This window comes from Zoogloea sp. (genome assembly GCF_023150065.1).
Classification (GTDB): Bacteria; Pseudomonadota; Gammaproteobacteria; order Burkholderiales; family Rhodocyclaceae; genus Zoogloea.
In genome coordinates this window covers 34,070-45,272 of the sequence record NZ_JAKLLN010000006.1, presented here as the reverse complement: position 1 = coordinate 45,272, position 11,203 = coordinate 34,070, and the positions used below count along the sequence as shown (strand labels likewise).

Annotated in this window: 15 protein-coding genes; 2 read left to right on the top strand and 13 right to left on the bottom strand. The window is 68.0% G+C overall.

Going from position 1 to position 11,203, the window contains the following annotated elements:
* The first annotated feature begins 30 nt into the window (after positions 1–30).
* Positions 31–1,119 carry a glycosyltransferase gene (locus L6Q67_RS09285; RefSeq protein ID WP_296568363.1) on the top strand — a complete coding sequence of 363 codons (1,089 nt, stop codon included), beginning with the start codon at positions 31–33 and terminating at the stop codon, positions 1,117–1,119.
* Positions 1,120–1,128: 9 nt separating this feature from the next.
* Here the strand turns inward: L6Q67_RS09285 and L6Q67_RS09280 are convergent, their stop codons facing one another.
* From L6Q67_RS09280 to L6Q67_RS09265, 4 genes are all read right to left on the bottom strand, one after another.
* Positions 1,129–1,620, bottom strand: a complete 492-nt coding sequence (locus L6Q67_RS09280) for a hypothetical protein (protein ID WP_296568362.1) — start codon at positions 1,618–1,620, stop codon at positions 1,129–1,131.
* Positions 1,617–2,603: a 4Fe-4S binding protein gene (locus L6Q67_RS09275; RefSeq protein ID WP_296568359.1), complete on the bottom strand. Its 987-nt coding sequence runs from the start codon at positions 2,601–2,603 to the stop codon at positions 1,617–1,619. Before L6Q67_RS09275 ends, L6Q67_RS09280 begins: the two co-directional genes overlap by 4 nt.
* Positions 2,603–2,992: a hypothetical protein gene (locus tag L6Q67_RS09270; RefSeq protein ID WP_296568358.1), complete on the bottom strand. Its 390-nt coding sequence runs from the start codon at positions 2,990–2,992 to the stop codon at positions 2,603–2,605. Before L6Q67_RS09270 ends, L6Q67_RS09275 begins: the two co-directional genes overlap by 1 nt.
* Positions 2,993–3,062: 70 nt before the next feature.
* On the bottom strand, positions 3,063–3,569 hold the full coding sequence (locus tag L6Q67_RS09265; protein ID WP_296568356.1) for a hypothetical protein: 507 nt from the start codon (positions 3,567–3,569) through the stop codon (positions 3,063–3,065).
* Between the two features lie 194 nt (positions 3,570–3,763).
* Between L6Q67_RS09265 and L6Q67_RS09260 the strand changes: the two genes are divergently transcribed.
* Positions 3,764–4,060: a DUF2502 domain-containing protein gene (locus tag L6Q67_RS09260; protein WP_296568353.1), complete on the top strand. Its 297-nt coding sequence runs from the start codon at positions 3,764–3,766 to the stop codon at positions 4,058–4,060.
* 9 nt (positions 4,061–4,069) lie between these two features.
* Here L6Q67_RS09260 and L6Q67_RS09255 read toward each other — a convergent pair whose 3' ends face one another.
* From L6Q67_RS09255 to L6Q67_RS09215, 9 genes are all read right to left on the bottom strand, one after another.
* A complete protein-coding gene (locus L6Q67_RS09255; RefSeq protein WP_296568351.1) occupies positions 4,070–5,155 on the bottom strand; it encodes an ADP-ribosylglycohydrolase family protein in 1,086 nt (361 codons plus the stop codon).
* 24 nt (positions 5,156–5,179) lie between these two features.
* Positions 5,180–6,256, bottom strand: coding sequence for a PHB depolymerase family esterase (locus L6Q67_RS09250; protein ID WP_296568349.1), 1,077 nt, complete (start codon positions 6,254–6,256; stop codon positions 5,180–5,182).
* A 74-nt stretch (positions 6,257–6,330) separates the two neighbouring features.
* Positions 6,331–6,909, bottom strand: coding sequence for a phasin family protein (locus tag L6Q67_RS09245; protein ID WP_296568347.1), 579 nt, complete (start codon positions 6,907–6,909; stop codon positions 6,331–6,333).
* 141 nt (positions 6,910–7,050) lie between these two features.
* A complete protein-coding gene (locus tag L6Q67_RS09240) occupies positions 7,051–7,629 on the bottom strand; it encodes a flavin reductase family protein (protein ID WP_296568345.1) in 579 nt (192 codons plus the stop codon).
* A 16-nt stretch (positions 7,630–7,645) separates the two neighbouring features.
* Positions 7,646–8,020 (bottom strand): adenosylmethionine decarboxylase, encoded by a 375-nt coding sequence (speD, locus tag L6Q67_RS09235; protein WP_296568343.1) that lies wholly within the window; start codon positions 8,018–8,020, stop codon positions 7,646–7,648.
* On the bottom strand, positions 8,017–8,169 hold the full coding sequence (locus L6Q67_RS09230; RefSeq protein ID WP_296568341.1) for a hypothetical protein: 153 nt from the start codon (positions 8,167–8,169) through the stop codon (positions 8,017–8,019). The genes speD and L6Q67_RS09230 overlap by 4 nt, the downstream gene beginning before the upstream one ends.
* A 12-nt stretch (positions 8,170–8,181) precedes the next feature.
* Positions 8,182–9,657 carry a DUF4178 domain-containing protein gene (locus L6Q67_RS09225; protein WP_296568339.1) on the bottom strand — a complete coding sequence of 492 codons (1,476 nt, stop codon included), beginning with the start codon at positions 9,655–9,657 and terminating at the stop codon, positions 8,182–8,184.
* A gap of 7 nt (positions 9,658–9,664) precedes the next feature.
* On the bottom strand, positions 9,665–10,693 hold the full coding sequence (locus L6Q67_RS09220) for an SPFH domain-containing protein (RefSeq protein WP_296568337.1): 1,029 nt from the start codon (positions 10,691–10,693) through the stop codon (positions 9,665–9,667).
* Between the two features lie 75 nt (positions 10,694–10,768).
* Positions 10,769–11,155 (bottom strand): DUF350 domain-containing protein, encoded by a 387-nt coding sequence (locus tag L6Q67_RS09215; RefSeq protein ID WP_296568335.1) that lies wholly within the window; start codon positions 11,153–11,155, stop codon positions 10,769–10,771.
* Positions 11,156–11,203 lie beyond the last annotated feature (48 nt).

The window sequence follows — 11,203 nt, the reverse complement described above, 5'->3', positions numbered from 1 at the left end:
GGGCACCTGCTGCCCCCCAAGGAGAGGCCAATGAGCCATACCGACAAAAGGATCGGTTTCGTCCTGCTGTCGAACTCAGCGTGCCCCCTGCCGAGCACCCGTATCGCCGTGCTCAACCTTTTTCCGCTCCTGAGGGCCGCCGGCTACGACCCCGAGATCGTTTTCGAACCAGCCGATGCCACCGAGACGCCCGACCTCTCCGGACTGACCGAACGCGTAAAGGCGCGGGGCTGCAGCCTGGTCTTCTTCCAGAAAGTTCATGGCCCCAGCGTGCTGACCGAAATGCGCAGGCTGCGCGACATCGGCATCCGCACGGTCTATGGCGTATGCGATCGCATCGACGACGAGATCGTGGGCGCCACCGATGCCACGACAATCGTCACCGAGTTCCTGCGCCAGCAGCACGCACCCGAACTGCGTGAACGGATCCACATCGTGCACGACGGCATCGAACGCCCCGATATCTGTCACCCGCATGACGGCAGCGCAGGCAACACCCCGGCCTCCAGGCTACGGGCGGTGCTGGTCACATCCTCGGCCCTGGAAACGATCCCGGTGATCGGACGCCTCCCGCGCCATCTCGATCTCACCGTCGTCGGCCGCTACCCGGAGAGCCCCAGCCTCAAGCAGGCCATCCGCGGGCACCTCAAGCGCGCCCTGCTCCAGCCCAGCCAGCCCGGCCTGGGTACCCTGCGCAGCGCCGGCTTCCAGACCCGCGCCTGGCACCCCGAGCGGGTCTATGCCGATCTCCTCGACACCGACATCGGCATCATCCCCGTGGACACCCGCTTCGACCCGCTGCCCGGCCGCAAGGTGTCTTACTGGGAGGTGAAATCCGAGAACCGTCTGACCCTCAAGATGGCCCTGGGGCTGCCGGTCATTGCCAGCCCGGTACCCGCCTATCTGGACATCGTCGAACAGGGCATCAATGGCTACATCGCCCGCAGCCGCGCCGAATGGCTCGACGCCATTGACGCCCTGCGCAGCCCGGACCACCGCCGGCAGATCGGGCTTGCCGCCCGCCGCACGGTGCTGGAGCGCTTTTCGATGGAGGCCCAGGCCAGAAAGCTGATCGGCGTCTTCGAAAAGCTGCTGGTCGGCGCCGAGCAGCCCGCCTGAAGCAAACCTCTAAGTAAAGACGAATCCCCCGTGGCTCCCCGCCACGGCCCCCACCAGCACCACCAGGCTCACAGCCAGCAACACCGTGTGGAGCCGCTGGATGGTGGCCATGGCACCGACGGGATCGCGCCGGGCCCGCGCCTCGAAAACCCGGTGCAGCACGAAGGGTTCGAGCACGAAGAGCATCAGCGCGAACGCCGTCCATACCGCCACCATGCCGTGCATCCACCACCAGTTTGCCGGATCGGCAAAGCGCGCCCAGGCATCCAGACGCCAGACCAGCCACAGACCCGATGCACCGGCCAGCAGCACGCTCCAGCGGGCGATGGCGGCAAAGCGCTGCTCCAGGCGCTCGAACAGATCCAGCTGGGCCTGCCCGTCCGCCAGCGCGCGGCAGGCCGGCAACAGCACCCAGGTCACGAAGGCCACGCCACCAATCCAGACCAGCACCGCGAGCACATGCAGGGCACGGGCGATGGCAAAGTCGTTGAAACCACTCACGGGGTCTTCCTTTCCGGTTTTGGCGCGCTGAAGGACGCCTCGTTGTGGCGCGCCGCCTCGCCGCTCACCCACTGGAGCAGCGGCCCCTCCGGGTTGTTCAGCTGGGTCGTCTCGCAGGCGCTGACGCACTGGGCGCACTGGGTACAGGTGAACATGGCCCGCTTGATGTTGCGGGGCTTGAGGCGCATCGGGCAGACGTGGTCGCAGGCGCTGTAGCAGCTGGCACAGTCGGCCGCCCGGTCGCGGGTGAAGCCCACCACCATGGCCGAGCGGTTGCCCATCCAGGCGAGGCTCTGGAACAGCCCGACGGCGCAGGCGTAACGGCAGAAGAGATGACGCGCGAACAAGAACTCGGCCGACAGCACCAGCGTTCCGGCGGTGATGAAGATGAACTCGTTGCGGGTCGGCGCCCCGGCCAGAAGATGGCCATAGACCTGGAACGGCGGCAGCAGGTAGGTCAGCAGCACCACCGCCCAGACAAAGGCGAACCCCACCGCCAGGGGCACGGTCACCAGCCACCATGCCCGATCGTAGCGCACCGGCGTACCGTCGGGCTCCCGGGGCGGCAGCGGGCGCGACTCCCACAGGCTGGGGCGGCCGGTAGCACGGCGCATGTACGCGTTGATGGTCTCCACCACCGAGAAATGCGGGCACAGCCAGCCGCAGTAAAGCCGCCCCCAGCGCCACGCCACCCAGAGCAGCAGCGCCCCCACCCCGAGGATGGGCAGCAGCACCCGGCCGATCACCCGCGCCACGGCCCCCGGGGCATCGATCGCCCCCCGGGTGAAATCATCCAGGCCCGCGTGCCATTCGAAACCCAGCAGCCAGGCATGCCCGGCGACCAGATCGAAGCGCAGCAGGTCGAACACCGGCGCCAGCACGAAAAGCACGAAGAAGCCGGCCTGCGCCCAGCGCCGCAGGGACTGGCGCGGCCGGCCGGGAACGGCGGCCGGCACGATGGGGATGACGCGCGGTGCGCCCATCAGCGGGGCCCGATCAACGGAAAGCGGAAAGGCTTGCCGGCCAGCGCCCGGGCCAGGCCGATAGCCCCGCAGAAGATCAGCGTGGAGTGGCAGGTGGTGAAATACAGAATCACCACGACCCAGGTGGAGGCAGACCCGTAACCACCGGCAAGAATGATCGCCCCGTTGGCCAGGACCAGCAGCACGCCGGCCCACAGGCTGGCCGCGACGGTCTGGCGCAGGTGTCCGCGGGCCAACTCCGGGGCACTCCGGCGCTGCAGCCACCACAGCACCAGCAGGGCAGCAAAACCCAGGCCCGGAATGAGCATCAGGTTGGCGAGGTAGAGCGCCTCAGCCGCGACGGCAATCTCGCGGCCCGGGACATCCGGATCGGGGGCAGTGGGTTCCATGGGCAAAACGAGCTTAGCGCCACCACCTGCGAAGGGACTTGACCCGGGACAAACTCTTCGGGTGATACGCTCAGATCACTTCCAGCAGCTTGCTGCGCAGCTGCTCCGCTTCCCGACGGCCATCCCGGGACGAGACGATGGCGTGATACCACTCGTCGAACAGCGAGCGCAGCTCGGCCGGGCTGCGGGCCGCCTCGACCCGGTCCTGGAGGGAGCTGGTCCCCAGGGCGCCGACGAAGGCGTTGAGGGTGTTGAGCATGAAGTTGCGGGCCTTCTGCAGGCGCACCGGATCATCACCCGGAGGGTGCAGGCGGAAGGCCGTCAGGGAGGCCGGGGGCACCGGCACGCCAGCGGCACCCTGCCCGCCGGACGGGCCGATCATCTCGATGTAGGCGTCCTCTTCGAGCAGGCCCAGGGTGTGCAGCAGGTCGTCGTACTGCAGCATGCCGCGCAGCTCTTCGACGCTGCGCTTGCCGTCCACGAAGATCAGGACCCGGCGCACCCGGGGGCTCAGGCCGCCGGAACGGGTTTCAATCTCCTCGTGCCCCTTGCGGGTCTTGGCAAAAATGACACCCATGGTCTCTCCTCTGCACGTACCGGCCTGTCATCGCTGCATCCGGCCGTCCGGTGGCAGCCATTGTAACGACAATGGAATGTGGCGGGCGATCCGCCGCAACCCGCGCCGGCCTTGCAGCATGTAACGCCCGGGCCCCCCGCCCTCCGGAGAGGGTAAAGTGGAGCGGCCCGCTTCGATCCGGAGGAGAACACGCCATGCGCAACACACTGCTTGTCAGCCTGGGCCTGCTGGCCCTGCTGGGCACCACGCCAAGCCACGCCGTCGATGTGGATCTGAGCATCCGCGCACCGGGCGTCTCACTTTACATCGGCGACCGGGATCGCGATGGACGCTACTGGGACGGCCGCAGCTGGCGTGACGCGCGCTGGTGGCACGACAACTGTCATCGCTACGAGAAGCACCGCAATTTCCGCGGTCATTGCACCCCGCCGGCCCATCACGACCACCCGTCCCACTGCCCCCCGGGGCAGGCCAAGAAAGGGCGCTGCTGAGGCTGTGCCTCAGTGCTCGGCGGCCAGCTGGACGGCCAGCCGCCGGGCCTGGGCCAGACGCGCCGCACCGCCCTCCAGGCCGTCGATGAAACGGCGGGGGATACCCGCCAGCCCCACCTGGGCGCCAGCCAGGGCCCCGGCAAGGATGGCCCGGGCCTGGTTCTGCCCGCCGCCATTGACCGCATGCAGCACGGCCGACTCGAAGTCGTCTGCAAAACGCGCGGCCAGGTAGTAGGCCGCGGGAAACTGGTGATACACCGCGCAGGGCATGCCATAGACCAGCGACACCTTCCAGGCGGGCTCGATGCGGATGTCCGGGTCATGGGCAGCCGCCGCCATGGCCGACGGCCCCAACAGCGCGTCCGGTGACGGAAAGCGCCCCGCCACCGCAGCCTCCTGCTCGCCGGGCCTGGGCGCGCCGAGACGGCCACGGGTGACGGCGTGGAAGGGGAGCTCCCCGCTCTTGACCCGGGCCATCAGCTTGCCCGACAGGGCCGCATCGAGGGGATGCCCCTCCACCAGCATGCCCAGCACCGCACCAAAAGCCACGGTCATGGCCACCACGGTGCCGTCGGTCTGGGTAAGCAGGGTGTTGCGGGTCAGGGCCGCGGCCAGTTCGGCCGGTCGCAGGGCATAGCGCACGGCAATGGCCAGCCCCCGCTCGGCGGCCTCGGTGGTGTCGGCATTGCTGCCGCACTGGCCCCAGGGCAGGCCTTCGCCCACCCGGCGACGCCAGGCTTCGCGGATCGACTGGCTGGTGTAGCCCCCCGGCCCGGCCATCGGCGTACCGTCGATCTGCGGAAAGAAATCCTCATCCAGCCGACGGCAGAAATCCGCCTCGTCGTAAGCCCCCCGGGCCACCAGGGAATCCAGCGTCAGGGCCAGCAGCACACCAGCCTGGGAAGCCTGACCGGCTTTCAGGCCGGCGTGGTAACGCCCGGGGAGGGGATCGGTATAGCCATCGATCCAGTCTCCGTAATCGGCCCGGAGCTCATCCAGGTCGTAATACCAGTGGGGGCCGAGGGCCAGGGCATCGCCGATGAAGGCGCCCATCAGCGCCCCCGCGGCACGGTCCTGCAGGGATTGGGTAGGCATGGCGGGCTCCACAGCACAAAACCTTCAGACGGCTTTGTCCGGCGCCCGTTCCATCACCGCGGCAAAGAACTGCCAGGCCAGGCGCAGGGCATCGGGGCCTTCCGGGTCGGAAAACGCCTGCCCGGCCGCGCCGCCGCTCCAGGCATGCCCCAGGCCATGCACCCGCAACAGCCGCACGTAGGGCCGGCGCCCCAGCTTCCAGTCCTGGCGGGTGAGGCGGCGCCGGCTGCCACGATGGATCTCGCCACTGCTCAGGCTCATCTTCGTCCCCTCGGGCAGCAGGTCTGCCCACAGCCCGGCCGCAGCTTCGGCGTTGGCGTAGGAGACCACCGGATCGAAGTCCCCGTGGATCAGCAGCACCGGCGGCGCAGCACGCCCGTTGAGGGCCCGGGCGATGGGCTCGGCGTCGGGGGAGCGCCGGCCGCGCATGGTCTGCCCTGCCTGCAGCGGCGTGACCGCGCTGTAGGGCGCGGCACCGGAGTGACTGCCGACGGCAGCGAAACGATCCGGAAACTCGAGACCCAGGGTCAGGGCCATCGCCCCCCCGGCGGACAGGCCGAGAGCGCACAGGGGTCCACCGATGCGCGGGTGGGTGCTCACCGCATGATCGACGATGGCCATCAGGATTCGGGTCTCCATGCCCACCCGGGCATCGCTGCCGAACCAGTTCCAGCAGCGCTGGGGGTTGGCCTCCTGGGCCTGCTCGGGCATCAGCACGGCAAAGCCACGCTCCCGGGCCACGGCAGCACAACGGGTAGACGCCGCGAAGGCGGCCGTATCCTGGGCGCAGCCGTGCAGGAGCAGCAGCAGCGGGATCGGGCGGCGGGCACTCGCGCCGCTCGGGATGAACAGGCGGTAGCGGCGCATGGCCAGCGGGCCCAGCCCCCAGCGCCCCTCATGCCAGCGCCCACCGCTGGCCGCGGCCGGCGCTTCGGCAGGGGTGGCGATGCCCGACATGACATGACGGGCCGAGCTGGCCAGACGCCCCCCCGCGGCGAGGCCCTGGCGGGTGGCGGCCTTGCCGATCTTTGTCGACTGGCGCACCCCGGCACGGGTCAGCTTGAACAGGGCGGATACGAGGGGAGACTTGCGACGGGCCATGGCGTGGCTCCTCGAAAAAGCAAAAAGGCCCCGAAGGGCCTCTTTGCATCAATCCGCAAGGATCGATCGATTCATCAGGCAACCTTCAGGGCGCTGGCAGCGGCCTTGGTGCCCTTTTCAACGTTCTCGACGGCAACCAGGGTGGCCTTCTCGACGCTGGCCTGGGCGGCAGCGGCGACTTGCTTGGCGGCCTTCTGGGCACCTTCGTAGGCCGAGCTGGCGTTGGCCAGGGCGGTCTTCACGGCCTTGATGGCGGGCTCGGAGCCGGCCGGGGCGTTCTTGAAGAGGTTTTCCAGGGCGACATCCACGTTCTTGGACAGGGCGGCGGCTTCGGCTTCGACCAGCTTGGTCAGCTCTTCCTGGGTGTCACCACCGATGCCGGACAGGCTGCGGCCGTAGGCCACGGACTTCTCGACGGCGGGGGTCACGGCGCCCAGGTTCAGGGCGGCCAGGGCCTGCGGGTCCTTGGCGGCGAGCACAGCCTTGGAGAAGGCAACGCTGTCGTCAAAGGCGTTGCGGGCGGTGGCCAGGTTCAGGCTGGACACGCGCTCGACGGCGGTGAAGAGGGTGGTCACGAAGCTGGTGGCGGACTTCAGGCCGGCTTCAGCGTTGGCTTTGGAGGCGGCGACGATTTGCTCGGGGGTAACGGACATGATGATCTCCTCAAGTGGGTTGGCTTGCGATCACCGAAAGTGATTCGGTATGGCGCTATGTTGCACCGCACAAAAAAAGAAAGCAAGCGTTTTTTGTGCGGTGCACAAATTATTTTGCGTGCGCCATTTTGCCCCCTCGGATCACGCCTTTCCGTCCACCTCGAAGGCCTCTCCCGTCGCAAAGAACTGACCGCCGGAAACATAGTGGATGCTGCTCCGGCCCTGCTCCGGAAAATGCCAGCGGCCGTCCGAATACATGTCCGGATCGGCCCATGCCGCCACCACCTCCCCAAGAAAGAGATCATAGGTGCGCTGGATGTGGGGTTCGTCGATCACCCGGCACTCGAGCCAGCCGATGCACCCTGCCGGCAGGGGCGCCAGGACCTGGCTGGCCGGCAGCACGTCCAGCTCCAGCGCCTCGAACTTGTCACCCTCGCGCCCCGAGCACGAGCCGGCGGCGAGGGTCCGCTCGGCCAGATCACGCCCCGGAATGGCGAGCACGAACTGGCCCGAAGCTTCGATCAGCTCGCGGGTCAGGGTGGCCTTGTCGATGACCACGGCCACCTTGGGCGGGTCGAAATCGAGGGGCATGTTCCAGGCCGCCGCCATCACGTTGCGACGGTCGCCATGGGCAGACGAAACCAGCACCGTGGGACCGTGGTTGAGGAGGCGGTAAGCCTGGGTCAGGGGAACGGACTGGAGAGGGGACGGGGCGTTCATGGTGATGGGAGACAAATCAAGTCGGTAAGGGAGGCTGGCCGCGGGGCATGTCCCGGCAGTTGACGGACACCGGGCACAGGGCGGCGGCGATGACCTGCACCGCCCGCTCGGGCCGCGCCGCACCGCACATGAACACATCCACCGCGGCAAAGCCGTGTTCCGGCCAGGTGTGGATGCTGATGTGGGACTCCTGCAGCAGCAGCACGCCGGTGACCCCCAGCCCCGGGCCGAAGGGGTGGAAGTGCCCACCCACCGGCGTGGCGCCCGCGGCCCGGGCGGCTTCGCGCAGCAGGGTCTCGATGGCCAGGGGGTCGAGCAGGCGCTCGGCAGGCACGCCATGAAAATCCGCCAGCAGATGCAGCCCCCGGGGCAGATGGGCGTCGGCGCTCACTTGTGCCCCCCGCCGCCGGACGACCAGCTCCCGGAGCCACTGCCGCCGCTGTTGCCCCAGCTGCGGCCGCCACTGCGGTCATTGACGTGCTCGAGGTTGAAGAGTGTGACCATCACCAGCACGACCACTCCGAGAACGATGTAGCTCATCCGTGACATCGTTCAGTCGTCCAGTACGTCGGTGTAAACCGGGAGCCACAGGATGCCGATGGCGATGACGATCAGCACCCAGCTGTACAGCCCGCCCATGAAGGCGATGGGCACATTCACCAGCAGCACCAGCACCGTGAAGACCCACGCCAGGGGGCGCAGCTGGCCCCGGTCCACCGTGGCGACGGCGGCGAGGGAGTCGAGGGATGCGACAGGGCCGGTGATGCGCCCCTTCTTGCCGAACCAGCCATCCACCGTGGCGGCCGGCACCCGCTGGGCCAGGGACCAGCCCAGCTCGGACGGGCTGCGCTCGCTGGTGAGGGTGCCGCGGCTGCCCCGATAGTCCGTGATCGAAACGCTGTCGCCGACCTTCACCCGCCAGTTGAAGGCGCCGGCGGCCCGAACCACCTGGGCACCGTAGGCCTGCATGCGGGTGTAGGCAGCGCCTTCATAACGCACGGCGCTGGACGAAACGGACTCCGGCCAGGTGTCGAGGACCCGCACCTTGTCCCAGCCGGCCGTCGACTCCACCAGCCACAGGAAACCGGCGATCTCGTTGAACAGCAGATACTCGACCCATTCCTCCGCCTCGCCGATCTCCCGGCACTTCATCAGGCCGATCAGGGTCCAGGGCTTGCCGTCGATGCTGGCCTCGTCGCCCAGGGACAGGGTGGTGGCCTGCATGGCTTCCCGGCGGCTGGCGTCCATCACTTCAAGCGTACCGGTGCTGGCGTCGCTCTCGGTGCCGCAAGCCGGGCAATGGAGGTGGGCGGCCACCGCCGGACGCCAGGTGATGGCGGTTCCGCAGGCCGGGCAGGCCAGGGTCGCAGCCTTGCCCTTGAGGCGGCCGGCGCTGCCGGCGATCTCGTCAGGCGAGCGCAACAGCTGGCAGCGCAGGTCCTCCAGCTTCACCGCCTTGCCCGCATAACGGCGGGGTTTGGGGCCTTCGGAATAATCCAGGGTAAGGAAGCGCACGCCCTGGCGGTAGTCCGCCACCTTCGCCTCCCAGCCGGGGCCGACCTGGAAAGGCAGCTCGCCCTCCCCGGCGGTACAGCGCGCGGTGCGCAGGTCGGACGCGGTGAAACTGGCACCGTCCCAGGCGTACTGCCCGCCCGGCACGATCTGGCCGAAGGGCGGGGCATCATCGGCCAGCCCGGTATCGAGGGTCACCGCGTACTGGCCGGAGGCGTCCGACAGCCAGCCGGCGCTGCCGTCGTCGAAGAGGATGTACCACTCGTTCCAGAAACCATCCTCGTAGCGCAGCTGGATGCGCCCGACCACGCCGAAGGCCTGGCCGGCATACATACCCGAGGTGGTGATGCGGATGGGGGAGTAATCCTCCAGCACCACCGCCATCTTGCCGGCGTCACGTACCGCATCGCCCTCCCGCAGCAGGGTGCTGTGGCAGTACTCGCACACGGCCATGGCCGAGGTGGCCGAACGGAAGGCGACCTCCGCGCCGCAGCTGGGGCAGGCGAGCTTGAACACCCGGCGCTTATCCGATCAGCTTCTTGAGGATCTCCGCCTTGGCGGAATCGTAGTCGGCCTGGGTCACCAGGCCCTTGTCGAGGAGGGCCTTGAGCTTGGCGAGGCGCGCCTCCGGATCATCGGCAGCGGCAGCCGGGGCTGCGACCGGGGTGGCGGACGGAGCCACCGCGGGAGTCTGGCTGCCACGCAGGGCATCCATCATCACCTGCCCCATGCCCACGCCAGCGGCCAGGCCGGCGCCCACCCCCGCCAGGCCGCCCTCGTTCTGGGCCGCCAGGGGCACCGAGTTGGCCACCTGGTACTGGGTATATTTGCCCAAGTCGCCCACCATGCCCATGGAGATGCGGGTGTCGATGGCCTTCTGCAGCTCTTCCGGCAGGGAGATGTTCTCCACGGCGAAGTTGTCGAGCGCGAGGCCATAACGTTCAAAGGTCGGCGTCATGGCCTCGCGCATGCGATCGGCCAGCAGCACCTGGTTGGCCGCCATGTCCAGGAAGGGCACATCCGCACCGCCCAGGGTGGCGCTCATGGTCGCCACCACCAGGTTGCGCAGCTGCTGCTCCAGCTCGTCTACGGTGTACTCGGCGCGGGTACCGCTGATCTCGGTGAAGAACCTGCGCGGATCCGCCAGCTTGTAGGAGTACATGCCGAAGGCGCGCAGGCGCACCATGCCGAAATCCTTGTCGCGGAGGGTGACCGGCTGGGGGGTGCCCCACTTGCGACCGAGCTGCAGACGGGTGCTGAAGAAATACACATCGGACTTGAAGGGCGACTCGAAGAGCTTGTCCCAGTTCTTCAGGTTGGTGAGCACAGGGATGGTCTGGGTGGTGAGCGTGTACCTGCCCGGCCCGAACACGTCGGCCACCTTGCCTTCATTGACGAAGACCGCCATCTGCGAGTCGCGCACGGTCAGGCTGGCGCCGTACTGGATCTCGAAATCCTCCATGGGATAACGCCAGGCCAGGGTGCCGTCGGCATCCTCGTTCCACTGGAGGACGTCGATGAACTGCTTCTTGATGAAGGATCCGATGCTCATGCTTGCTCCCGATGTTGGATGTTCAGGTATTCAGTGACCGCAAGCCCCGGGCGCCCGGAGCCGGAGCAGGTGAAGTCAGGACATGCAGGCCGCGTTGAGGATGCCGACCACCAGCGCCACCGTTCCGGCAAAGGCGCCGGCAGCCACGTTGTTGGCGGCGAGCTGCTCGGGGAGGCGGGGGACCAGCCGGCCCAGCAGCACATAGGTGAGCAACTGCACCGACAGGCCCGCCACGCTCCAGATCAGGAACTGCTGCAGGCTGTCGTTGTGGAGGATGCTCGACGCCACGGTGAGGGAAAAACCGATGACGGCGCCCCCCAGGGACAGGGCTGGCGCAACGATGCCCTGACGGATCAGCGAAAGCTCGCAAAAGGGGGTGACCCGCAGGTAGATGCTGGCGAAGAGCAGCACCATGAACAGGCCGGACAGCAAGTGCACGACGTAATTGTAAAGCGGCTCCATCAGCGGAATCCTCGGCGACCGGGCGAGTATTTAGCCAGCATTCCCCGT